Raw genomic sequence first — 24,395 nt, 5'->3', positions numbered from 1 at the left:
TCGTGGCCTTCACGCTGTCGCTCAACACCAATCCGCTAGTCAACCGTTTCGCCGAAGCCGACGACCTGATCGACACGATCGCCGAGAAGATCGGCATCGGCTACGTGCAGCTGACGCATGAATTCGTCAATCCGGGCTGGCCGGCGGCGACGATCGCCAAGACCGTCAGGCAGTTTCGCAAAGCGCTGGACCGCACCGGGGTGAAGATCACCTCGGGCATGACCGGCCCCTATGGCCGGCTCAACCATTTCGGCCATCCGGATCCGGATGTGAGGCGCTACTATGTCGACTGGTTCAAGACCTTTGCCGATATCTCCGCCGAGCTCGGCGCCTCCGGCATGGGCACGCAGTTCGCGATCTTCACGCTGAGGGATTACGACGATCCGGCGCGGCGCGAGGAGATGATGCGGATCGCCATCGAATGCTGGCGCGAAGTGGCAGAGCACGGCAAGGCGGCGGGGCTCTCCTACGTCTTCTGGGAGCCGATGTCGGTCGGCCGCGAATTCGGCCACACGATCGAGGAATGCCGATCGCTCGACCGGCGGCTGGCCGAGGCCGATCTGCCGATTCCAATGAAGATGATGGTCGACATCGACCATGGCGACGTCACCTCGGACAATCCCGATGATATCGATCCCTATGCCTGGGCCGGGGCGTTTCCCGAGCGTTCGCCGATCATCCACATCAAGCAGTCATCAATGAACAAGGGCGGCCATTGGCCGTTTACCGCTGCCTACAACCGGGACGGCCGCATCACGCCGGAGAAGCTGATCGGCGCGGTCAAGGCTGGCGGCGGCACCGACAACGAGATCTGTCTCGAGCTTTCCTTCCGCGAGCGCGAGCCGACCGACCACACCGTCGTGGAGATGATCCGGGAGTCGGTGGAGTTCTGGGAACCCCACATCGATACCGGTTTCAATCGCCCACAGAAATCACATTGAAAGATCACAAAATCACACCATAGAAATTGAAATATCACAAATAGGTGTTATCTTCTCACGGTGAGCGCGGCCATGGCTGCGCGTGATCGGGACCGAGATGATGAAGCCGGAAGACAGGCGACAGGCGATCATGGATGTGCTGATGGAGGCCGGAGCGGCGTCCGTCGAAGACCTGTCCTTGCGCTTCGGCGTCAGCAAGATGACGGTGCATCGCGACCTCGACGACCTCGAACAGGCGGGCCTGCTGCGCAAGGTGCATGGTGGCGCCTCGATCCAGTCGAGCCCACAATTCGAAAGCGACTTCCGTTACCGTGAGAAGATCGCCACCGCCGAAAAGCGGCGGATCGCCGAATATGCGGCGGGGCTGATCGAGCCCGGGCAGAGCATCCTGATCGACGACAGCTCGACGACGGGCGCGATCGCTGAGTGCATCCGCGACATCCGCCCGCTGACGGTCATCACCAACAATCTTGGCGTGATCACCAGCCTTTCGGGTACTGCCGGCATCAACGTCATCGCGCTCGGCGGCCAGTACAGCAAGAAGTTCAACGGCTTCTTCGGCATCGTCACCGACGAGGCGCTGCGGTCGCTGCGCGTCGACATCGCCTTTCTGTCGAGCTCGGCAATCGAAGGGACGACGGCCTTCCACCAGGACCAGGAGGTGGTGCAGGCCAAGCGCCTGATGGTGAAGGCGGCCAAGCGCAAATACCTGCTGGTGGACCACGACAAATTCGGGCGCTCGGCGCTCCATTTCCTGACCGGCCTCGATGCCTTCGATGCGGTGCTGACCGGCGCCGAAGTGGCTGCCGAGCATGCAGCACCACTCGAAGAGGCAGGCATTCGGCTGGTCAGGGTCGGCAATAGCAAGGCATCGGAGAAAGCATGAACAAGTCCGGGCTCTGGGTCGGCACCAGCTGGAAGATGAACAAGACGCTGGCCGAGGCGATGGTCTTTGCCGATGGCCTGGCCGCTACCGATGCGACGCGCGACGATCGTGTCCAGCGCTTCGTCATCCCGCCGTTCACGGCGGTGCGCGAGGTCAAGGCGCGGCTTGCCGCAACCAGTGTCAAGGTCGGCGCGCAGAACATGCATTGGGACGATGCCGGCGCCTGGACCGGCGAGGTGTCGCCGCTGATGCTTGCGGATTGCAACGTCGACGTGGTCGAGCTTGGCCACAGCGAGCGGCGCGAGCATTTCGGCGAGACCGACCGCACCGTCGGCCTGAAGACGGCAGCCGCCGTGCGCCATGGTCTGGTGCCGCTGATCTGCATCGGCGAGACGCTTTCCGAGCGTGAAGCGGGCGAGGCGGATCAGGTGCTGAGGCGTCAGGTCGAAGGCGCACTGGCGCTTCTCGAAGGCGAGGCGAAGCAGGCGACCATCCTGCTTGCCTACGAGCCGGTCTGGGCGATCGGCGTCAACGGCATTCCCGCGACATCGGACTATGCGGACGAGCGCCACAAGCGCATCGCCGACGTCGCCGAAGCGGCGCTCGGCCGGCGCGTGCCGGTGCTCTATGGCGGCAGCGTCAATCCCGGCAACTGCGAAGAATTGATCGCGCAGGTGCATATCGACGGCCTCTTCATCGGCCGCTCCGCCTGGGACGTCGCCGGCTATCTCGACATTCTGCAGCGTGTCGTAAAGGCGATCTGAGCCTTCGGCCGCGGCAGTTCCTGAAGAATGGAAAGGAACAATCATGAAGATTGCAATCGGGGCAGACAGCGCCGGCAAGCCCCTGCTGGACGTCATTGCCGCCCATCTCGCGGGCCGGGCCGACGTCGAGGTCGTAGACCTCAGCCAGTCCGGCTTTTACGCGGATCTCGCGCAGAAGCTGGCGCAGCAGGTCGTCGAGGGCAAGCACGACCGCGGCATCCTGTTCTGCGGCACGGGCATCGGCGTCTGCATCTCCGCCAACAAGGTGCCGGGCATCCGTGCAGCACTGACGCACGACACCTATTCGGCCGAGCGTGCGGCGAAGTCGAACAACGCCCAGATCATCACCATGGGTGCGCGGGTCATCGGGCCGGAGTTGGCGAAATCGATCGTCGATACCTGGCTTGCGTCCGAATTCGATCCGCAGGGCGCTTCGGCCGGCAACGTGCAAGCGATCGACCGTCTCGATGCTGCCAAGGCATAAAGAACATCGCGACGCCCGTTGATCCTCCCTCAGGCATCGTGACGAGACGCCCGGCAGAGATGCCGGGCGTTTTCGTATCTGGCGCGCACCACGCCTTGACGACGCTTCCGCAAATATTTGAATATGCTTGCAGATCGTCAGCAGGGACCTTACCGCATGAGCGAAGCAACCTCGACTGAACCGCATCCGAGCGCTCACCACCACGTGGCGCGCATGAGTGGACGTGATACGCACGAACATCACAGGACTGCGACGACACTCGAACTCCTGTTCGACCTCACTTTCGTCATCGCCTTCAGCCTGGCCGCCTCGCAGCTCGCGCATCTCTTCGCCGAGGGCCACTTCACCGCAGGGCTGATCGGCTTCGGCTTTGCCACCTTCGCCATCTGCTGGGCCTGGATCAACTTCAGCTGGTTCGCTTCGGCCTACGACACCGACGACTGGATCTTTCGCAGCGTCACCATGGTGCAGATGGTCGGCGTGCTGATCCTGGCGATCGGCCTGCCGCCGATGTTCGAATCGATCGACAAGGGCGAACACCTCAACAACGGCGTCATGGTGCTCGGCTATGTCGTCATGCGCGTCGCGATGGTCTTCCAGTGGCTGCGCGCCAGCCGGCAGGATCCGGCGCGGCGGGAAGCCTGCATGGCCTATGTGAAGGCGATCAGCGTCGCCCAGCTTGGCTGGATCGTTTTGATCTTCTTCGACTTCTCGCTGGCGGTGACCTTTGCCATGGTCGTCGCGCTGACGGCGATCGAGATGCTCGGCCCCTACATTGCCGAGATGCACTATGGCGGCACGCCCTGGCATGCGCATCACATCGCCGAGCGTTACGGGCTGCTGGCGATCATCGCGCTCGGGGAAGGGGTGGTCGGAACGGTCGCCTCGATCTCTGCCGTGGTCGAGGGCGAGGGCTGGAACCTCGACGTTGCGCTCGTCTGCCTCGCCGGCACCGGGCTCACTTTCGGCATGTGGTGGATCTATTTCCTTTTGCCGAGCGCCGAGGTGCTGCACCACCACCGCCTCAAGCGGTCCTTCGTCTGGGGTTATGGCCACATACCGATCTTCGCCGCGATAGTCGCCACCGGCGCCGGGCTGCACGTGGCGGCCTATTATATCGAGCACAAGGCCCATATCAGCTCGGTCGCAACTGTGCTGACAGTCGCGGTTCCAGTCGGACTATACATCGGCCTGCTCTACGCGATGTACGCGTATCTGCTGCGGCAGACGAACCGGCTGCATCTCTGGCTGCTTTGCGGCACGGCGCTGGTGCTGATCGCGTCCGTCGTCGTGGCGATGCTTGGGCTCGATATGGCGATGTGCCTGATCATCCTGACGCTCGCGCCCGTCGTCACCATCGTCGGCTACGAGGCCGGCGGACACCGCCACCGGATGGCGGCGCTGGAGCGCAGCCTGCAGGACGGCGAGGCGGCGCGGTAGGCGCGAATTTGAGAGTCGAGACAGGGGCTTATCGGCTGGGGCTGCCGGCTTGAATCAGGTGGCTCACAAGTGGATTCAACGGGAGTGCTTGTGGCGTTCCGGGGGGCTGCGAGTTCGGCATGATCTGAGAGCAATTCTGCCCCTCACCCTAACCCTCTCCCCGCAGGCGGGGAGAGGGGACGAGAGCTCTCGCTGGCGGGATGGCTCTGATTGACCTCAGGGGGGCCGGCCGTTCTCGAGAGAGGATGAGTTTGGGTGACAAGGAGCCACGCGTGTCCTTCTCCCCGCAAGCGGGGAGAAGGTGGCCGGCAGGCCGGATGAGGGGCAGCGCGCTTACGGCGCACCCGCCAGGCAGGCTCACTTCGGAGCCGCAGACGATCAGGCGTTGACAAGCGCCAGCTTGGCGCGGGCATCCAAAATCTGCGAGCAGGCGTTGGCCGCTTCCGTGCCCTTGGTGACGAAGTGCTCGCGGAAGAAGGCGATGAGCGGCTCGCTTTCCTGGAAATTGTGCGGCGTCAGCACGGCCGAAAGCACCGGCACGCCGGTGTCGAGCTGGACGCGCATCATGCCGTCGAGCACGGTGCCGGCGACGAAGTCGTGGCGGTAGATGCCGCCATCCACGACGAAGGCGGTGCCGAGGATCGCCGCATAGCGGCCGGTCTTGGCCAGCGTCTGCGCATGCAGCGGGATTTCGAGTGCGCCCGGCACGTCGAAGATCTCGACGTCGGCCGCCGAGCCGCCGAGCTTCGTCCACTGCGCGACGAAGGCGTCGACGCAGCGGTCGACGATGTCGGCGTGCCAGCGGGCACGAACGATCGCGATCTTGGCGGTGGGGTGGGAAAGAATAGTCATGGTCTCAAGCCTTCCAGGGTTTGGCGTTTCCAATGATCCCGTCGGGCGAACATGCATGCGCGTGAGGTCCCGTCGCGGGGCCCACGTTCCTGCTTGCTCTCTTCCATCCGGACTGTGACCGTCGGCTCCGGAATTCGACCGGATCTGCTGACCCCTGGAGCGTAAGCTCCAGAGCGCTCGCGGGCTTCGAGGTTTCTCTCGCTACCGCCGGTGGGGAATTTCGCCCCGCCCTGAGAACACCGCGACTATATAGGCCGGGATTGCCCGGTCAAACGCACGCCGCGACGAAAAGAGCGGAAATCACGACAGATTTTTGCTTGTGGGGTGCTGGTGAGGACAAATTCGTTCCCGCCAGGACATTAATCCGGATGGTCAGGTTGCCATGCAGTCATGGCGGCAACATTCCGACCGCGTGGCACTTATCCGCGCAGATCGTCGTCTTCCGCGGTAACCGCGCGTCCGGCCCAGTGGAGGAGGGCGTCGCGATCGTCGAGGCAGTCGACAGGCGCTTCGTAGAAGCGATGCACGACCACGGTCTTGCCGCCCTTCTCATAGGTGAACGGCTGGCAACCCTCTGTGATAAGCGCGTCTTTCAGCGCCTGATCAACCCTGAAATAGAGGCGGTCCTTGATGCTGACGGCAAAGCGCTTGTCTGCGACGACGTAGGCCCAGCCGCCGAAGAAGCGGTCAATCTGAACAGGCCCGAGATCGGAGAGTTCATCCTGGATATGCCTGACGAAGGCACTTGGTTCAGCCTTGGCCATGATTGCAACCTCGCGGGTCTCCGGCAATGGCGCAACGAACCGCTGCATACTCGCTGGCGCCCTGCGCGCCAGCGTTCATCGGTCTTCTGCAAGGCCTACTCGCGAATAACGAGCAGGTCCTTGGCGGCGAAGCGCAGGGTGACGTTGTCGCCCGAGACCGGCGGGGTTACGCCCGGATTGTTGAACATGTCGAAGGAGATGACATCGTCGCCGACGCGAAGCCGCGTGCGGATGACCGAGCCGAGGAAGCTCGTCGAGACGACCTCGCCGGCAAGCGCCGTATCGCCTTGCGCCCCTTCGGCAATCGAGCCCGCTTCAGGGCGCAACGCCAGCGAGATGCTGTCGCCACCCTTCATGCCGGCAATCGGGTCTTTCAGAGCCACCTGCTGGTTGCCGATCGTTACGGCGCCCGAGGCCGGATCCGCGACCTTGCCCTCGATGATGTTCAGCGTGCCGACGAAGGAAGCGACGAAGCGCGTTGACGGCGTGTTGTAGATCTCGAAGGGGGTGCCGATCTGGTCGGCACGTCCGGCATTCATGACGACGATACGATCGGAGATCGACAGCGCCTCTTCCTGGTCGTGGGTGACGAAGACCGTGGTGATGCCGAGCTGCTGCTGGATCTGCCGGATTTCTTCGCGCAGCGACACGCGGATCTTGGCGTCGAGCGCCGAAAGCGGCTCGTCGAGCAGCAGCACCTGCGGCTTGACCGCAATGGCGCGGGCAAGCGCCACGCGCTGCTGCTGGCCGCCGGAGAGCTGGTAGGGGAAGCGGTCCGCCAGGTGCTCGAGCTTGATCAGCCCGAGCATCTGCTTCACCCGTGCGTCGATCTCCGACTTGTCAGTGCCTGCGACCTTGAGGCCGAAGGCAACGTTGTCATGCACGTTCATGTTCGGAAACAGCGCATAGGCCTGAAACACCATGCCGATGTTGCGCTGGTTGGGTTTCAACGACCCTTGGTCCTTGCCGTTGATCACGATAGAGCCGGCGGAGGGTGTCTCGAAGCCGGCGATCATGCGCAGGACGGTCGTCTTGCCGCAGCCGGACGGACCCAGGAAGGAGACGAATTCGCCCTTCTCGATGTCCATGTCGAAATCGTGCACGACGTGAACAGGGCCGAAGGACTTCTTGATGCTGGTGAGTGACAGAAAACTCATGGGTGCGGTCCTCAGGCCTTGGGAGGCGCGCTTTTTTGGAAGCGCGAGACGAGCTGGATGAGGCCGAGGCAGCCCCAGGTGATGCCGAATGCGATAACGGCGAGTGCGGCAGGCTCATAGGCGCGGTTGGCGCCCAAGAGCTGCATGTACGGGCCGAAGGCCGGGCGGTTCAGAAGTGCCGCCATGGTGAACTCGCCGATGACGATGGCAAAGGTCAGGAAGGCGCCTGAAAGCACCGCGACGAGCACGTTCGGCAGAATGATCTTGGCGAGGATCGTGGCCCATCCGGCGCCGAGGCTCTGGGCGGCTTCGGTCAGGGTGGCGACGTCGATGGTGCGAAGGCCGGTGTCGACCGCGCGGTACATGTAGGGCAGAGCGAGCGTCGCGTAGCCGAACATCAGGAGGATGTTGGTCCCCGTCAGCGAGCCCGTCAGCGGCAGCCAGCTCGAGGTGTTGTAGAGCCGGATATAGCCGAAGACGATGACGATCGCCGGGATAACGAGCGGCAGAAGCGTGATGAACTCGATATAGGGGCGCAGCCGCGGCAGCTTCAGCCGGACCCAATAGGCGGTAGGTACGACGAGCAGCACGCCGAAGACGATGGTGAACAGCGCCTGCAGCACCGAATAGCTGAAGGTTTCCTGGAAGCGCGGATCGGCGAAAACCTTCTGATAGGCGTCGAAGGAATATTCGCCGCGGCGCATCTTCAAGGAGAAGTTGGTCATGCCGATGAGCGGCAGGGTGAAATAGAGGAGGCCGAAAACGAGGGCCCCCCAGGCCCAGATCTTCTTCATTTCAGCCACCTTTCGCTGCGGCCGCGCAGCCAGATGTAGATCGCGTTGGCAATGCCGGTGACGACGATCATGCCGAAGGCGAGCGCATAGCCGAGATGCGGATTGCCGAGCACGTCGCCGCGGATCTGGGCGAACAGCAGGATCGGCACGATCGACAGCGACGAGCCGGTGAGCGCGATCGCGGTCGCAACGGCGCCGAAGGCATTGGCGAAGAGCAGCGCCAGCGTGCCGAGCAGCGAGGGAAGCAGGATCGGGAAGGCGACCATGCGCCAGTACTGCAGGCCGGTGGCACCGAGGATTTCGGCGGCCTCGCGCCATTCGCGCTTCAGGCCGTCGAGCGCCGGCGTGATGATGAGGATCATCAGCGGGATCTGGAAAAAGAGGTAGGTGACTGTCAGCCCCCAGAAGGACAGGAGATTGAAGCCGAGCATTCTGAGGTCGAGACCGAAGTTCGAGCGCAGGAACACCGTAACGATGCCGACCGGGCCGAGGGTAGCGAGAAAGGCGAAGGCGAGCGGCACGCCGGCAAAGTTGGAGGCAACGCCGGAAAAGGTCAGAAGCGGCCCGCGGATGCCCTTCGGCAAGCCGCCGAAGACAATGGCCGAGGCCATGGCAAAGCCAATCAGGCAGCCGAGGAGCGCCGAGGCTATGCTGATCTTGATCGAGATCCAGTAGGCCGCAAGGATCGAGGGCGTGAACAGGCCACGGATGTTCTCGAACGTGAAGCTGCCATCCGGTGTCTGAAAGGCGCCGACCACGATCTTTGCCGTCGGCAATATCAGAAACAGCGTCACAAAGGCGGCAAAGGGCAGAATGCCCAGCCAGTGAAGCGGTAGGCGACGCGCCGGCGGGCTGGCGTCGGGTTTAGCAGATGACATTCCGTTCGCGCCCCTGAAACCGCGTTATCGACGCGGGCGTTATTGATACTTGCAAGTTAGAGCGGGGTGCGGGCTGAAACCCGCGCACATTTTTCCTCATTCCGCTCCAAAGACTTGAATTCCTTACGAATAACTTATGTCGCCCCGGCCGGAAAACCGGCCGAGGCGACATGTCTGTGGAAAGACTTACTGAACGTTCGCGCCGACGACGGAATCCCAGCCGCCGGTGACGGCAGCCTTGTTGGCATCGACTTCTTCGAGCGTCGGGAAGTAGGCCTTTTCATAAGACGCTGCCGGCGGCAGGGCGTCGATCAGTGCCTGCGGAACCTTGCCGGCCTTGACCATCGCGTTGAAGCGGGTCGGGTGGCAGAAGCCCTTGAGCCAGCCGAGCTGACCTTCGTCGGAATAGAGGTGCTCCATCCACAGCTTCGCTGCGTTCGGGTGCGGCGCGTAGGCCGAGATGCCCTGAACGTAGACGCCGGCGAGAACTCCGCTGGCCGGAACGACGACTTCGGTCGGCGGGTTGCCGTTGAGGGTCTTGGCCCAGCCGAGCGCGTTGTAGTCCCAGGCAACGATGATCGGGGTCGAGCCCTGGGCGAGCGTACCGGACTTGCCGATGACCGGAACGAAGTTGCCGGCCTTGTTGAGTTCGGCGAAGTAGCCGAGGCCAGCTTCACCGGCTTCCTTGCCCGACTTCGCACCCTTGGCGAGACCGGCGGCGAGAACGCCGAGGATCGCCTGGTTCGACGCGCGCGGATCGCCGGCGAGAGCGACCTGACCGGCATATTCCGGCTTCAGGAGATCAGCCCAGTCCTTCGGAGCGGTCTGGACAAGGTCCTTGTTCACGAGGAACGACATCACGCCGTAATAGTCGCCGTACCAGTAGCCTTCGGCGTCCTTGACGCTGTCCGGGATCTCGTCCCAGGTGGAAACCTTGTAGGGCTGCAGCAGGCCTTCGGCCTTCATCTGCGGGCCGAAGGCGAGACCGACGTCGACGACGTCAGGGGCCTGCGGACCCTTGTTGTCCTTGTTGGCCTTGACGGCTTCGACTTCGTCAGCCGAGCCCGCGTCCGGGTTCAGTTCGTTGACCTGGATTTCCGGATACTTGGCCTTGAAGGAGGCGATGACGTCGCCATAGCCGCACCAGTCGTGGGGCAGGGCGACGGTGGTCAGCATGCCTTCCTTCTTGGCGGCTTCGATGAGTTCGGCGCTCGGCTCGGCGGCGGCGATTGCGGTCGTCGCCAGGAAAACGGCGGTGGAAAGCGAAAGCAGGCGATGGGTTCTTGAAATCACTGGTGTTCTCCTTATGGGTTTAGTCAAATTCGTGGGGTATTCAGTCGATTTCGGCTAGGCTGTTAAAGAGATGCCATGAAAGTAATGTGACAGCGGTTTATCCGTTCGCGCCGCCTATGTCGTTGGAAGAACATTTCTTTTTCTGGCGGGGTGGCTCACTGTCGCACAACTGTATGAAATTCCGTGAACGGGTCGGCGAGCACTCCTAGACGGGTTTGCGAAAGATGCGGGTGGAATCGAAAAGGCCTTCGAGCGTTTTCATTCGATCCCGGGTTTCCTCCCAGTTCGAACTTTGCACCGCCTCGATCAGAGCCTCGATCAAGAACAGGATCACCACCGAGCTGTCCCAGGCCGACGGTACTTCGATCTGCGAGCGGAACACGCGGGAGGCGGATTTGGCGACCGGCGAAGTCCAGCGATCGGTGAAGAGGATGATCTCGACGCCACGCTCGCGGGCGGATGTGGCGAGCGTCGCCATCTCCTGCTCGTAGCGGCGAATGTCGAACAGAATCAAGACGTCGCCCTGGCGCATATCGAGCACGTAGTGCGGCCAGGCGCTGGCGTTGGAGGCGATCTCGGTGACACCCGGACGAATGACCTGAAGATGGGTGAAGAGATAGTCGGCAAGCGCATGGGTGATGCGGCCTCCGAGCAGATAGATGCTGCGCTTGCGGTCGGCGATGAGGGCGGCGGCCTCGTCGAATTCCCGTGGATCGATCTGGGTCAGCGTCTCGCGCAGATTGCTGGTGATCGCGTCGGCGAAGCGGTTGAGCGTGTGGGTTCCCGGCGCATTGGCGGCCCAGCGGTCGTGCTTGGTGATCGGATTGGAGATCGTCGCTTCCAGTTCCTGGTGCAGCCGCGCCTGGAAATCCGGAAAGCCGCGGAAGCCGAGCTTCTGCACCATGCGCGCGACGGTCGGAGTCGATACGCCGGCGTTCTCGGCGACCGTGGTGATCGAGCCGAGTCCCGATACGGGATAATTGTCGAGAAGTGTCTCCGCCAGTTGCTTCTCCGCGCGGGTCAGCGCGGTGAAGTGGGCATTGATCACATCCGACACCGTCGTCGATGTCGCCTTGCTGCTCAAAATGTCTCCCCTGAACCGATCTAGAGCCGGTTTGTGACAGATTAAACATCGCTGTCACAATTGGAGTCAATCGCAATTTTGAAGAGATCGTTTCAGATTTTGATTGACACTCGCCAATCTCTGAAGAATTCTTTTCATTAACGAACGTCTAACGGGCAAAAGGGGATGCCGGTGTTGACGCGACTTTTGACCGAAGCAGATGGCGATCCGGTTGCGATCGAAAACGCCACAGGGAAGGGCGATATCGTGCTCGTCTGCGAGCACGCCTCGCGTCGGGTTCCGGAGCGCCTCGGTACGCTCGGCCTTACGGAGCAAGCGCTCGAAAGTCATATCGCCTGGGACCCGGGCGCGCTCGCCGTCGCCAAGCTTCTCGCCGCCAAGCTCGATGCGGCGTTGATCTACCAGCGCTTCTCGCGGCTTGCCTATGATTGCAACCGCCCGCCCGAGGCAGAGGCGGCGATGCCGGTTCTGAGCGAAGTTTACGAGATCCCGGGAAACCGGACGATGACCGACGACGAGCGGCAGGCGCGGGTCGAGGAGATCTATCGCCCGTTTCACGATTCGGTCGCGCGCTTCGTTTCCGCCCGCAAGGCCGCCGGCAGGCCGCCGATCCTGGTGACGATGCATAGCTTCACGCCCGTCTATTTCGGCAAGCCGCGGGCCGTCGAGGTCGGTATCCTGCACGATGCGGACAGCCGCCTTGCCGACCACATGCTGGCGGTCGCGACGAAGGGGCAGGTCGCCTACGACATCCGCCGCAACGAGCCCTATGGCCCGGCCGACGGCGTTACTCACAGTCTGATTGAATACGGCGTCCTCAACGGACTGCCGAATGTGATGATCGAGATCCGCAACGATCTCATTCGCAATGACATCGGCCAAAGGGTCATGGCCGACTATCTGGAAGGATTGCTCCGCAAAGGCGCAGTGGCACTTTCAGCACAATAAAAGACCCTGGGGAGCGGCTTGCCGCGGTCCTGTTCCGGCCAGCCGGGGCAGGTGGTTGATGGGACCCTGCCGCAATGGGGCGGTGTGGTCTGAATAAATCAGGGGAAGAAAAATGTCAGACTACAGCGATTTGGACAAAAAGCAGGACATGAGTGTCTTGCACTCGATGGGCTATGCCCAGGAGCTCGAGCGGCGCATGAGCCAGTTCTCGAACTTCGCGGTGTCGTTCTCGATCATCTGCATTCTCTCCGGCGGCATCAATTCGCTCGCCCAGGCGACAGCCGGCGCAGGGGGCGCCGCGATCGGCATCGGCTGGCCGCTTGGCTGCTTCATTTCCTTGGTCTTTGCGGTCGCCATGGCGCAGATCAGCTCGGCCTATCCGACGGCCGGCGGCCTCTACCACTGGGGTTCGATCCTTGGTAACCGCTTTACCGGCTGGGTGACCGCCTGGTTCAACCTGCTCGGTCTCGTCACCGTTCTCGGCGCGATCAACGTCGGCACCTATTACTTCTTCATGGGTTCCTTCGGCACGCCCTATTTCGCGCTGGAGGACACAACCACTACCCGCATCGTCTTCCTGGCGATCATCACCGGCGCACAGGCGCTCGTGAACCACATGGGCATCGGGCTCACCGCCAAGCTCACCGATTTCTCCGGCTACCTGATCTTCGCAACTGCGATCCTGCTTGCCGTCGTTTGCCTCGCGGCCGCCGACAGCTACGACATCGCAAGGCTCTTCACCTTCTCCAACTATTCCGGTGAAGCCGGCGGCAACGTCTGGCCGCAGACGTCGGGCACCTGGGTGTTCCTGCTCGGCCTTCTGCTGCCGATCTACACGATCACCGGCTACGACGCTTCTGCCCACACCTCGGAAGAAACCGTCAAGGCGGCGGAATCCGTGCCGCGCGGTATGGTTTCTTCCGTGCTCTGGTCGGCGCTCTTCGGCTACATCATGCTGTGCGCCTTCGTGCTGATGATCCCGAACATGGACGAAGCTGCCAAGCAGGGCTGGAACGTGTTCTTCTGGGCGATGGACGCCCAAGTCAACCCGGTCATAAAGGACATCCTCTATCTCGCCATCCTCGTCAGCCAGTGGCTGTGCGGCCTGGCGACGGTGACCTCGGTATCACGCATGATCTTCGCCTTCTCGCGTGACGGCGGTCTGCCGGCCTCCAGGGCGCTCGCCAAGGTCAGCCCGACCCACCGGTCGCCGGTTGCGGCGATCTGGACCGGCTCGATCCTCTCGGTCCTGTTCGTCTGGGGCTCGTCGCTCGTGTCGATCGGCGAAACGCCGGTTTATACGATCGTCGTCTCGTGCACGGTCATCTTCCTGTTCTTCTCCTTCGCGATCCCGATCACGCTCGGCCTTTTCGCCTGGGGAACCTCGAAGTGGGATAAAATGGGCCCGTGGAACCTGGGCGAGGCGATGTTCAAGCTCTTCGCGGTTCTGTCGATCATCGCCATGGTGCTGATCTTCGTTCTCGGTATCCAACCGCCGAACGACTGGGCGCTCTACATCACCGTGGGCTTCCTGGTGCTGACGGCTCTGATCTGGTTCGGCTTCGAAACCCGCCGCTTCCGCGGCCCGCCGATCGGCGACGAAGTGGCGCGCCGCCAGGCCGAGATTGCCGCTGCCGAAAAGGCCGTCGGCGAAGTCTGAACACCAACAAAATGGGCGGGAGCGCGACCGCGACTTCCGCCTTTTCTTTTCCGGAGCTTGTCCGGTTACTTGAACGGATCACGTCCACGCGGCCCAAAAATATCGTGACCCAAGGGAACGGCCGCGTGACCAAACATGGGATGGAAGTTGATGAGCTATACGTTTGATGAGTTGAAGGAAGACGTCGCCGCCGGGCGCATCGATACGGTTCTCGCCTGCCAGGTCGACATGCAGGGCCGGCTGATGGGCAAGCGCTTCCACGCGCAGTTCTTCGTCGACGGCGCCTGGAAGGAAACGCATAGCTGCAACTATCTGCTTGCGACCGACATGGAGATGGAGACCGTTCCCGGCTACAAGGCGACGAGCTGGGAGAAGGGCTACGGCGACTATACGATGAAGCCGGACCTTTCGACACTTCGCCGCATTCCCTGGCTCGAAGGCACGGCGCTCGTGCTTTGCGACATGCTCGACCATCACACCCACGAGGAAGTGCCGCACTCGCCGCGCGCGATCCTGAAGAAGCAGGTGGCGCGGCTCGAGAAGATGGGGCTCAAGGCCTACATGGCGAGCGAGCTCGAATTCTTCCTGTTCGACCAGTCCTACGACGATGCCCGCCAATCCGGCTATCGCGACCTGCAACTCGTCAGCGGCTACAACGAGGACTACCACATCTTCCAGACCACCAAGGAAGAAGATGTGATGCGGGCGATCCGCAACGGCCTGCAGGGCGCCGACATCCCGGTCGAGAATTCGAAGGGGGAGGCATCGGCCGGGCAGGAAGAGATCAACGTGCGTTATGCCGACGCGCTGACGATGGCCGACCGGCACGCGATCATCAAGAACGGCTGCAAGGAAATCGCCTGGTCGCGCGGCAAGGCGATCACCTTCCTCGCCAAATGGAATTATTCGGCCGCCGGCTCCTCCTCGCATATTCATCAGTCGCTCTGGAGCGCTGACGGAAAATCGTCGAAATTCTACGACGAGAGCGGCAAATACGGCATGTCGGAGATGATGCGCCACTATGTGGCGGGTCTGCTGACCCACGCGAGCGAGATCACCTATTTCCTTGCGCCCTACATCAACTCCTACAAGCGCTTCATGGCCGGCACCTTCGCGCCGACCAAGGCGGTCTGGAGCAAGGACAACCGCACCGCCGGCTATCGCCTGTGCGGCGAGGACACCAAGGCGATCCGCATCGAATGCCGCGTCGGCGGCTCCGATCTCAATCCCTATCTCGCCTTCGCGGCTTTGATCGCCGCCGGCATTTCCGGTATTGAAAACAAGATGGAACTGGAAGCGCCCTTCGTCGGCGACGCCTATGGCGGCAAGGACGTGCGCGAGATCCCGCGCACGCTCAGAGACGCGACGGCAGCGCTTGAGGAATCCAAGATGCTGCGCGCCGCCTTTGGCGATGAGGTCATCGAGCATTACGCGCGGGCCGGGCACTGGGAACAGGAAGAATATGACCGCCGCGTCACCGATTGGGAGGTCGCACGCGGTTTCGAGCGGGCCTGATCCTGGTCCCTATCTCTCACACGGTGGCCGATCCTGGCAGGGTCGGCCACCGCATCATTCGCAATGAAAGCAGGAAAACGATCATGAGCATGATCAAGTGCATTTCGCCCGTGAACGGCGAAGTCTACGCGGAACGCCCGGCGATGCCGCTGGAGCTGGCAAAACAGGTGGTTTCCCGCGCCCGCCAGGCGCAGAAGGCCTGGGCGCGCCGTCCGCTCGACGAGCGCGTCAACCTGGTGCTATCAGGTGTCGCCCGCCTCAATGAAATGGTCGACGAGGTGGTGCCGGAGCTTGCCTGGCAGATGGGCCGGCCGGTGCGCTACGGCGGCGAGTTCAAAGGCTTCAACGAGCGCTCGAACTATGTCGCGACGATCGCCGCCGATGCGCTGAAGCCGCTGGTGATCGAGGAAAGCGACCGCTTCGAGCGCCGCATCGCCCGCGAGCCGCATGGCGTCGTCTTCGTCGTCGCGCCGTGGAACTATCCTTACATGACCGCGATCAACACGGTCGCCCCGGCGCTGATGGCCGGCAATACCGTCATCATCAAACATGCGAGCCAGACGATCCTCGTCGGCGAGCGCATGGTGCGCGCCTTCGTCGAGGCCGGCGTTCCCGCCGACGTCTTCCAGAACATCTTCCTCGACCATGAGACATCAGCGGCGCTGATTGCTGCCAAGAGCTTCGATTTCGTCAACTTCACCGGCTCGGTCGAGGGCGGACGGTCGATCGAGCGCGCGGCTGCCGGCACCTTCACCGGTCTCGGCCTCGAACTCGGCGGCAAGGATCCGGGCTACGTCATGGAAGACGCCGACCTCGATGCGGCCGTCGACACGCTGATGGATGGCGCCACTTACAATTCCGGCCAGTGCTGCTGCGGCATCGAGCGCATCTACGTGCATGAAAAGCTCTATGACGCCTTCGTCGAGAAGTCGGTCGCCTGGGTTTCCAATTACAAGCTCGGCAATCCGCTCGATCCGGAAACGACGCTCGGGCCGATGGCAAACAAGCGCTTTGCCGCGACCGTGCGCGAGCAGATCGCCGATGCGGTTGCCAAGGGCGCCAAGGCTCTCATCGACCCGAAGCTGTTCCCGCAGGATGACGGTGGCGCCTATCTCGCGCCGCAGATCCTTACCAATGTCGATCACTCCATGGCCTTCATGCGCGAAGAGACCTTCGGTCCGGCCGTCGGCATCATGAAGGTGAAGAGCGACAGCCAGGCGATCGAGCTGATGAACGACTCGCAATATGGCCTCACCGCATCGCTCTGGACCAAGGATGCCGAGCGCGCCGCGCGCATCGGCGCCGACATCGAGACCGGCACGGTGTTCATGAACCGCGCCGACTATCTCGACCCGGCGCTTTGCTGGACCGGCGTCAAGGAAACGGGCCGTGGCGGCTCGCTCTCGGTCATCGGCTTCCAGAACCTTACCCGTCCGAAATCCTACCATCTGAAGAAAGTCACCGCATGACCATCACCGCCAACTGGAGCTATCCGACCGCCATCAAGTTTGGTGCCGGCCGGATCAAGGAGCTTGCCGACCATTGCAAGGCGGCGGGCATGAAGAAACCGCTGCTGATCACCGACCGGGGCCTCGCGCCGATGGCGATCACCCAGAACGCGCTCGATATCCTGAGCGCCGCCGGTCTCGGCCGGGCGATCTTCGCCGATGTCGATCCGAACCCGAATGACGTCAACCTTGAAGCCGGCGTCAAGGCCTTCAAGGATGGCGGTCATGATGGCGTCGTCGCCTTCGGCGGCGGCTCGGGCCTCGATCTCGGCAAGTGCGTCGCCTTCATGGCCGGGCAGAGCCGCCCGGTCTGGGACTTTGAGGACATCGGCGACTGGTGGACACGCGCGAGCGTCGAAGGCATTGCGCCGATCGTCGCCGTGCCGACCACGGCCGGCACCGGGTCGGAAGTCGGCCGCGCCAGCGTCATCACCAATTCGGCAAGCCACGTAAAGAAGGTGATCTTCCACCCGAAGTTCCTGCCGGCAGTGACAATCTGCGACCCGGAACTGACGGTCGGCATGCCGAAGGTGATCACCGCCGGCACCGGCATGGACGCCTTCGCCCATTGCCTGGAAGCCTATTCCTCGCCCTTCTACCATCCGATGTCGGCCGGCATCGCGCTCGAAGGCATGCGGTTGGTGAAAGAGTATCTGCCGCGCGCCTACAAGGACGGCACGGACATTGAGGCCCGCGCCAACATGATGAGTGCGGCTGCCATGGGTGCCGTCGCCTTCCAGAAGGGCCTCGGCGCCATTCACTCGCTGTCGCATCCGGTCGGCGCGATCTACAACACCCACCACGGCATGACCAATGCGGTGGTGATGCCGCCGGTGCTGCGCTTCAACCGCCCGGCGATTGAGGACAAGATCGTGCGCGCCGCCGCCTATCTCGGCATTTCCGGCGGTTTCGACGGTTTCTACGACTACGTGCTGAAGCTGCGCGAGGAACTCGGCGTTCCGGATAAGCTGTCGGCACTCGGCGTCGGTACGGACCGCATCGACGAGATGTCGGAGATGGCGATCGTCGACCCGACGGCGGGCGGCAACCCGGTCGAGCTCACGCTGGATGCCGCGAAGAAACTCTTCCGCGAGTGCATCTGACATAGTGTTGCTGGCGCCTCGCCCGGGTGAGGCGCCAGATCTCCCTTAGTTTAGAGGGGTCGAAAATACCACTTGCCATTGCAGCCGATTTGTCACCTAATTGTCACGGAACTGTCACGATTTGGTTCCCAGGAAGCGCGCCCTTTACAGTTCGTTTACCGCGATCTGAAACGCTTCCATTAGGGTGTGCGTATGTTTCGGCCCGGAACCAGAGGGCCGTGGGTGAGTTAGGGTCGAGCAATGGCGATTGTGTCCCTCGCGAATGCGAAGGGGGGAGCTGGCAAGACGACGGCGGCGTTGCTGCTCGCCAGCGAGCTTGCCCGGCGCGGCGACCGGGTTGCGGTTCTCGATTGCGACCAGCTCGCCTGCATGACCGACTGGTTTAGGCACGGTCGAAGCGACAGCAATCTCTCCGTCATCTCCGGTGTCACCACGACGACCCTTAGCGACCACCTCAGACGGCTGCGAGGTTGCGTCGAGCATGTGGTCATCGACCTCTCGGGAGCGGCCGACGTGCTGGTTGCGCTTGCGATCGGTCTTTCGGACCTGACGCTGATCCCGGTTCAGGGCTGCGTCATGGATGCGCGCGGTGCCACGCAGGTGCTCGAGCTGATCCGCTATATCGAGAACAATGTGCACGCCAATATCAACCATGCGGTACTGTTGACGCGGGTCAATGCCATCGTGACGACGCGGGCGATGCGCAAGGTCAAGCTGATGCTGGCCGAATGCAAGATTCGCCTCGTCGATACGCCGCTCGTAGAACGCACGGCTTTCCGCGAACTCTTCGAGCAGGGCGATACGCTCTATTCGCTCGATGCTGCCAGGGTCAGCAACCTGGCAAAGGCCCAGGCCAATGCCCGCGCCTTTGCCGATGACGTGCTGAGGCTGGTCAACCCGGCCGGAGAAGCGATGCGGCACGGTCCGTTCTCATCGATGTGCTACCGCTCGGAGCGGGCGGCGGACCCGGTCGCACTGCCGGCCTGAGAGCCGGAACCTCTGCTCTTTTTCATCTTCATTGCGGCGTACCGCCGGTCTTCCGGCCGCGTGACTGTCAGGTTTCACGTAGCCGCGTTACCAATTCGTTAACCATGATCTGAAAGGTTTCGTTAAGAGGCGAACCACCGGCCATGGCCGGGTTCAGCGCGGAACACGCACAGAATGAGGAATATCATGGCGGTCATCACTTTCGCCAATGCAAAGGGCGGCGCGGGCAAGACGACGGCGGCGCTGATCCTGTCGACGGAGTTGGCAAGGCAAGGACATCGTGTCGTGGTTCTCGATGCCGATCCGCAGCGCTGGATCACGAGCTGGGCCGAAGTTTCCGGCCACATCGCCAACCTCACGGTCATCTCGCATATCACGCCCGGCTCGCTCGAATGTCATATTCGCGAGATGAAGGATGAGGCGGATTACATCGTCATCGATCTCGCGGGCGCGAAAGACCAGATTGTCGCACTGGCACTGGCCATTTCCGATCAGGTGCTGATCCCGGTGCAGGGCTGCGCCATGGATGCGCGCGGCGCTGCGCAGATCCTCGAACTCATCCGCCAGATCGAGGATCGGTCCAAGCAACGCATCAACCATTCGGTCGTGCTCACCCGCGTCAATTCGCTTGTCACCACGCGCGCGCTGCAGACGATCAAGGCCATGCTCGCCGAGCGCGGCGTCTCGGTGCTCGACACGCCGATCGTCGAGCGCGCCGCCTATCGCGAGATTTTCGACTGCGGCGGCACGCTGCAGACGATGGATCCGGCCCGTGTCAGCAACCTCGACAAGGCGCGCGAAAACGCCTTCGCATTGGCAAAAGAAGTGCAGGCGCTGTTGCCGGTCAAGGCGCGCCGTTCCTGGGCCGCACGCATGCCGTCCTGGGCGTCGCGCAACGCCGCCTGATCTTTTCCTCGAATTGTTCCCTTTCAACCGGAATTGACGTTCGTCAGTTCCGGTTGAATCCTGTTTCAGCACTCGCGAAATAGCTGTCGCCCGTAAGGCTTCCTTTACCCTAGGCTTCTAACAGTGGCCAAGGACACAGCTTGCCCCTCGCGATATCAGCAAGCGGGCAATCGGCCGCCATGACTGCGGCCATGATCTCAGACGCCTACAGCGCCGCGCGTCTTATCAGACGCGCAAAGGTCGCTGTAGCACTTTGAAGTGCTGCATGTTTTTGTCCTTTAATCGAATACGATTAAAGGAAACATGCAGTGCGCCGTCGATCCTGTCTCCATGATCCACAACAGCGCCGCGCCCAACCAAAGGTGCCAAGGTCGTTGTATCACTTCGAACTGCTGCGTGTTTTCGTCCCCAGATCGAAAAAACATGCGGCAGAGCATGCAGGGAAGTTCGCGCATGAAAACGGAACACACCGCTGCCGGCACGCAGGATGTTGCCGGTCGTCTGAATTTCATGGCGCTCGACGATGCCGCCAGAACGAGCCTCAAGGCGCTGAAGCCGATCCTCGAAAAGGAGCTGAAGCCGGCGCTCGACAAGTTCTATGGCAAGGTGAAGGCGACGCCTGAGACGAAGCGCTTCTTTTCGTCCGACAGCCATATTGATCGTGCCAAGGGCGCGCAGGTCGGCCACTGGGCAAACATCGCCGACGCCAACTTCAATGAAGACTACAGCGCCAAGGTCCGCACCATCGGCCAGGTCCACGCGCGCATCGGCCTCGAGCCCCGTTGGTACATCGGCGGCTATGCGCTGATCGCCGAACATCTGATTACCGAAATCGTTAGGGCGTACTGGCCGAAGGCCGGTCTGTTTTCGCGCCAGACCACCTCGGCCGAAGACATGGGCGCGATGCTGTCGAGCCTCGTCAAGGGCGTCTTCCTCGATATGGATCTGTCGATCTCCGTCTACATGGATGCGTCCGATGTCACCAAGCAGCGCGCCGTCCAGGAAGAAGTGCTGGCGGCCGAGCGCGCGCTGATCAGCAAGACATTCGGCGCCGCCTTGAAGAAGATCGCCGACGGCGATCTGACAGCGCGCATCGGCGCCGATCTGCCGGTCGCCTATCAGGAGCTTGGCGAAAACTTCAACCACGCGATCGGCGAACTCTCTCGTGCCATCGGCGGCATCGAGGCCGGCGCCAGCCAGATCCATACGAGTGCCAAGGAAATCGCCGCGGCCGCCGACGATCTGGCCAAGCGCACGGAGCGGCAGGCCGCCAATCTCGAGGAGACGGCGGCAGCCGTCGAGCAGGTGACGCGCACCGTCAAGCAGACGGCCGAAGGCGCCAACCAGGCGAACTCGACCGTCATTGCCGCGCGCGCCAATGCCGAACAGAGCGGCGAGATCGTCAGCCACGCGATTGAGGTGATGCAGGAGATCCAGACGTCGTCGGCCAGCATCGCCCGGATCGTCGACGTGATCGACGAGATCGCCTTCCAGACCAACCTCCTGGCGCTGAATGCCGGCATTGAGGCGGCGCGGGCCGGCGAGGCGGGCAGGGGCTTTGCCGTTGTCGCGTCCGAAGTCCGCGCGCTTGCTCAGCGTTGCGCTGACGCTGCGAAGGATATTCAGGGACTGATCGCCAAGTCGCGCGACCAAGTGGATGACGGGGTGAACTCGGTCAACCAGGTGGCCCAGTCACTGCAGCAGATCGTGGCGCAGGTGGTGGAAGTCAGCTCCGTCTTCGGCGCGATCCGCGCCAGCACCGCCGAACAGGCAACCGGCCTGCAGGAGGTCAACACTGCGATCACCCAGATGGACCAGATCACCCAGCAGAATGCCGCCATGGTCGAGCAGGCCAATGCCGCAAGCCAGGCGCTGACGGGCGAGGCCGAGCACATCGCCATGCGCCTGCGCGCCTTCCGGACCTCTGGGCAGGTACAGGTCAGTGCCGGTTCGGGCTACCGCGCGGCGGCGTGATCGTATTGAGAGACGACGCCTCGGGTCAGGGATGATCCGGGGCGTTTTGGTTTGTCGGACTGGCAGACTAGCAAATTAAGCAGGAACGTAGGTCAACCTCACCACGTCCTCGCCAATCCGATCATGAGACACCAGACGGAGCGGCGGTCGGGGGCCGGCGAAATAGGGGTTCCCGTGACCCAGCACGACCGGGTGCAGGTAGATCCGGTATTCGTCGATCAGGCCAAGTTCGGTGAGGCTGTCCGCCAAGACCGGGCCAGCCACTTCGATCTCGCCGTCGTGCTCAGCCTTCAACGTGCGGATTGCGCCTTCGAGATCACCCTCGACAAGCCGGGCATTGGAGCCGACAGCCTTCAGCGAACGCGAAACGACATATTTCGGCTGCTTCCGCCACGCCGCCGCGAAAGCACGCTCGTCCGCACCCCATTCCGAATGCTCGTCGTCCCAGTAACGCATGATCTCATAGATGCGGCGACCGTACAGGCTGCCCGCCTGCTGTTCGGCCTCCTCGATGAAGTGGCGGAAGAGCGTGGGGCTTGGCGCAAACGCCATGTGATCGACGTAGCCGTCCAGGGACTGGTTCATTCCGAACACGAGTTTTGCCATAGCCGCTTCCTTTCCCTAGATGGCATCCGCGCAGGTCTGATTGTGATATGCAATCGGTGTAGGATAGGTCGACTGCTTTTATAACGCAATCGGTTTTTGGAGGGCGCATGAAGGTGCGGTTAGCCGCAACCATTCTGGCCGGCCGGCTGGTGGCCCGGAGAAGGCCGGTCTGCCGGGACCGACCCAGAATGGTCGCGGAGCTTTCTTTCGGGATGACAGAGAAAGAAAGCTGTCATCGAGGTAACGGACCGGCACGACCGGTCCGATGCATCCTCTGGGAGCTGCTCAGAAGCGCCGATCGATGAAGTGCTTGGCCTGGGCGCCGGCGTGGTAGAAGGCCGACTTTACGCCGCGCCAGGTGTCCGGGGTTACCGGTGTTTCAGCAAGCGGGATCGCCGAGGTCTCGCCGGTGACGTGGTTCGCCAGAGCCCGGCCGAAGACGGTGCCCGGCGCAATGCCGCGGCCGTTGTAGCCGCTGACGGAAACCACGTTGGGGGCGAGCGTGTGCATGGCCGGCAGGTTGTTGGTGGTCATGCCGATGCGGCCGTCCCACCAGTATTCAAAGCGGAAGTCGCCGATGAAGGGGAAGAGCTTGCGCAGCGAGCGGGCGGCAAAGGCGCGGTGCGTGCCTTCGGCGATCGCGTCGAGCCTGCCGATCGAGCCGAAGATCAGCCGGTCCTGCTGGTCCATGCGGAACGACGTCATGACGAGGCCGGTGTCCCAGGTGCCCTGGCGCTCCGGCAGGATACGGCTTGCAACCGCATCGGGCAGCGGATTGGTGGCGAATTGGAAATAGGGCAGGATCGTCAGTTCCTGCGTATGCGCCTGCCACGGGCTTTCGGCGAAGAGGCCGCCATAGGCGTTGGTAGCAAGGATCACCTGCTTGGCGCGGATGACGCTGTTGCCGGCTTTCAGCACCCAGGTCTCGCCCTGGCGTTCGGCGCCTGTCAGCGGCGTGTCGGTGTAGATCTCGGCACCGGCAGCAAGGGCTGCGCGTGCCAGGCCGCGGGCATAGGCGAGCGGCTGGATCGTGCCGGCGCGGCGATCGAGCAGGGCGCCGGAAAAGCCTTCGGCGCCGGTGAGCGCATGCGCCCGCTCGGCCGAAAGTGCCTCGACCGGGGCGCCGCGCTTCTGCCATTGCGCTTCGCGGTCTTTGATTTCCGTGACACCGTCGCTACCGACGGCCATGTGCAGCGTGCCGTTGCGCACCGCCTCGCAGGCGATGCCGTATTTTTCGACCAGAGCATAGACCATCGACGGGCCGTCACCGAGTTCGGTGAGCAGGCGGTTGCCGGCGGCCGGGCCGAGGGTCGAGATGAGATCGTCGGGCTTGACCCACATGCCGGCATTGACGAGGCCAACATTGCGGCCGGAGCCGCCGAAGCCGATCATCTTCGCCTCGATCACCGTTGCCTTGATCCCTTTTTCGGCGAGGTGCAGGGCTGCCGATAGGCCGGTGAAGCCGCCGCCGATGATCGCGACATCGGTCGTCAGGTCGCGGCTGAGCGGCCTGGTTTCGGGCGCGGCCGGTGCCGTCGCATGCCAGAGGTTGGGCAGGGTGCGCTCCGTCGCCATCGCGGCAATCCTTCAAGTGCTGCCGGACGTCCGGCTATAGGTCAGGGTTCTCTCGGTGATAGCCGATTGCGGGGAAAATTCTCATGACAATGTTTCATGAAGTCATGATGCAAGGCCGGCCGGAGGCATCGGGGCGCTGCGCGGTGGGGCAATGGAGAAAAACCGCAGCTGGGTCGTCGGCAGCTGCGGTCTTGTAAATGTATACGTCTGAAAAATCTTTGCCGAAACGTCGTCAAGCTTCGGCGATACATCTTTAAAAACGTGCCTGTCGTGGAT

22 protein-coding genes and 1 riboswitch are annotated in these 24,395 nt (G+C 62.6%); of the genes, 13 read left to right on the top strand and 9 right to left on the bottom strand.

Annotated elements, in window-relative coordinates:
* Nucleotides 1–2: 2 nt before the first annotated feature.
* From AC070A_RS02920 to AC070A_RS02900, 5 genes are all read left to right on the top strand, one after another.
* Nucleotides 3–941, top strand: coding sequence for a sugar phosphate isomerase/epimerase family protein (locus tag AC070A_RS02920; RefSeq protein ID WP_057253369.1), 939 nt, complete (start codon nt 3–5; stop codon nt 939–941).
* Nucleotides 942–1,041: 100 nt separating this feature from the next.
* Complete coding sequence (locus AC070A_RS02915; RefSeq protein WP_112994826.1) at nt 1,042–1,827, top strand: DeoR/GlpR family DNA-binding transcription regulator; 786 nt, start codon at nt 1,042–1,044, stop codon at nt 1,825–1,827.
* Nucleotides 1,824–2,591, top strand: a complete 768-nt coding sequence (locus tag AC070A_RS02910; protein WP_112994766.1) for a triose-phosphate isomerase — start codon at nt 1,824–1,826, stop codon at nt 2,589–2,591. The genes AC070A_RS02915 and AC070A_RS02910 overlap by 4 nt, the downstream gene beginning before the upstream one ends.
* 43 nt (nt 2,592–2,634) lie before the next feature.
* Nucleotides 2,635–3,075 (top strand): D-erythrulose-4-phosphate isomerase, encoded by a 441-nt coding sequence (gene derI / locus AC070A_RS02905; protein ID WP_057253372.1) that lies wholly within the window; start codon nt 2,635–2,637, stop codon nt 3,073–3,075.
* Between the two features lie 156 nt (nt 3,076–3,231).
* A complete protein-coding gene (locus tag AC070A_RS02900) occupies nt 3,232–4,515 on the top strand; it encodes a low temperature requirement protein A (RefSeq protein ID WP_058326838.1) in 1,284 nt (427 codons plus the stop codon).
* A gap of 378 nt (nt 4,516–4,893) precedes the next feature.
* On the opposite strand, the gene AC070A_RS02895 is transcribed toward AC070A_RS02900, so the two are convergent.
* The 7 genes from AC070A_RS02895 to AC070A_RS02865 all read right to left on the bottom strand — a co-directional run bounded on the left by AC070A_RS02895 (nt 4,894) and on the right by AC070A_RS02865 (nt 11,337).
* Nucleotides 4,894–5,367, bottom strand: a complete 474-nt coding sequence (locus AC070A_RS02895) for a 6,7-dimethyl-8-ribityllumazine synthase (protein WP_057253375.1) — start codon at nt 5,365–5,367, stop codon at nt 4,894–4,896.
* A gap of 91 nt (nt 5,368–5,458) precedes the next feature.
* Nucleotides 5,459–5,609, bottom strand: a riboswitch (FMN riboswitch).
* Between the two features lie 177 nt (nt 5,610–5,786).
* The gene (locus AC070A_RS02890; protein ID WP_112994768.1) at nt 5,787–6,179 is read right to left on the bottom strand and encodes a TfoX/Sxy family protein; all 393 of its coding nucleotides are present in this window, start codon (nt 6,177–6,179) and stop codon (nt 5,787–5,789) included.
* Nucleotides 6,180–6,226: 47 nt separating this feature from the next.
* Nucleotides 6,227–7,288: an ABC transporter ATP-binding protein gene (locus tag AC070A_RS02885; protein WP_112994769.1), complete on the bottom strand. Its 1,062-nt coding sequence runs from the start codon at nt 7,286–7,288 to the stop codon at nt 6,227–6,229.
* Between the two features lie 11 nt (nt 7,289–7,299).
* A complete protein-coding gene (locus tag AC070A_RS02880; protein ID WP_057253380.1) occupies nt 7,300–8,082 on the bottom strand; it encodes an ABC transporter permease in 783 nt (260 codons plus the stop codon).
* Nucleotides 8,079–8,960, bottom strand: coding sequence for an ABC transporter permease (locus AC070A_RS02875; protein ID WP_057253381.1), 882 nt, complete (start codon nt 8,958–8,960; stop codon nt 8,079–8,081). Before AC070A_RS02875 ends, AC070A_RS02880 begins: the two co-directional genes overlap by 4 nt.
* 186 nt (nt 8,961–9,146) lie before the next feature.
* Nucleotides 9,147–10,253, bottom strand: coding sequence for an ABC transporter substrate-binding protein (locus tag AC070A_RS02870; protein WP_057253383.1), 1,107 nt, complete (start codon nt 10,251–10,253; stop codon nt 9,147–9,149).
* Between the two features lie 205 nt (nt 10,254–10,458).
* Nucleotides 10,459–11,337, bottom strand: coding sequence for a MurR/RpiR family transcriptional regulator (locus AC070A_RS02865; protein WP_057253386.1), 879 nt, complete (start codon nt 11,335–11,337; stop codon nt 10,459–10,461).
* A 174-nt stretch (nt 11,338–11,511) separates the two neighbouring features.
* On the opposite strand from AC070A_RS02865, the gene AC070A_RS02860 reads away from it, so the two are divergent.
* From AC070A_RS02860 to AC070A_RS02825, 8 genes are all read left to right on the top strand, one after another.
* A complete protein-coding gene (locus AC070A_RS02860; protein ID WP_082616106.1) occupies nt 11,512–12,285 on the top strand; it encodes an N-formylglutamate amidohydrolase in 774 nt (257 codons plus the stop codon).
* 112 nt (nt 12,286–12,397) lie between these two features.
* Nucleotides 12,398–13,945, top strand: a complete 1,548-nt coding sequence (locus AC070A_RS02855; protein ID WP_057253390.1) for an amino acid permease — start codon at nt 12,398–12,400, stop codon at nt 13,943–13,945.
* A gap of 150 nt (nt 13,946–14,095) precedes the next feature.
* Nucleotides 14,096–15,460: a glutamine synthetase family protein gene (locus AC070A_RS02850; protein WP_112994770.1), complete on the top strand. Its 1,365-nt coding sequence runs from the start codon at nt 14,096–14,098 to the stop codon at nt 15,458–15,460.
* An 83-nt stretch (nt 15,461–15,543) separates the two neighbouring features.
* Nucleotides 15,544–16,929 carry an aldehyde dehydrogenase family protein gene (locus AC070A_RS02845; protein WP_112994771.1) on the top strand — a complete coding sequence of 462 codons (1,386 nt, stop codon included), beginning with the start codon at nt 15,544–15,546 and terminating at the stop codon, nt 16,927–16,929.
* Complete coding sequence (locus tag AC070A_RS02840; protein WP_057253396.1) at nt 16,926–18,071, top strand: iron-containing alcohol dehydrogenase; 1,146 nt, start codon at nt 16,926–16,928, stop codon at nt 18,069–18,071. Before AC070A_RS02845 ends, AC070A_RS02840 begins: the two co-directional genes overlap by 4 nt.
* Before the next feature lie 240 nt (nt 18,072–18,311).
* A complete protein-coding gene (locus AC070A_RS02835; RefSeq protein WP_112994772.1) occupies nt 18,312–19,058 on the top strand; it encodes an AAA family ATPase in 747 nt (248 codons plus the stop codon).
* Between the two features lie 186 nt (nt 19,059–19,244).
* A complete protein-coding gene (locus AC070A_RS02830) occupies nt 19,245–19,964 on the top strand; it encodes an AAA family ATPase (RefSeq protein WP_112994773.1) in 720 nt (239 codons plus the stop codon).
* Between the two features lie 453 nt (nt 19,965–20,417).
* The gene (locus AC070A_RS02825) at nt 20,418–21,938 is read left to right on the top strand and encodes a globin-coupled sensor protein (RefSeq protein ID WP_162727996.1); all 1,521 of its coding nucleotides are present in this window, start codon (nt 20,418–20,420) and stop codon (nt 21,936–21,938) included.
* 75 nt (nt 21,939–22,013) lie between these two features.
* On the opposite strand, the gene AC070A_RS02820 is transcribed toward AC070A_RS02825, so the two are convergent.
* Both AC070A_RS02820 and AC070A_RS02815 read right to left on the bottom strand, forming a co-directional pair.
* Nucleotides 22,014–22,544, bottom strand: a complete 531-nt coding sequence (locus AC070A_RS02820) for a dihydrofolate reductase family protein (RefSeq protein ID WP_113736487.1) — start codon at nt 22,542–22,544, stop codon at nt 22,014–22,016.
* Between the two features lie 285 nt (nt 22,545–22,829).
* On the bottom strand, nt 22,830–24,119 hold the full coding sequence (locus AC070A_RS02815; RefSeq protein ID WP_112994776.1) for an NAD(P)/FAD-dependent oxidoreductase: 1,290 nt from the start codon (nt 24,117–24,119) through the stop codon (nt 22,830–22,832).
* Nucleotides 24,120–24,395 lie beyond the last annotated feature (276 nt).

The sequence above is a fragment of the Ensifer sp. GW101-20A05 genome, from assembly GCF_059424735.1.
This window is presented reverse-complemented; position numbering and strand designations above follow the sequence as displayed.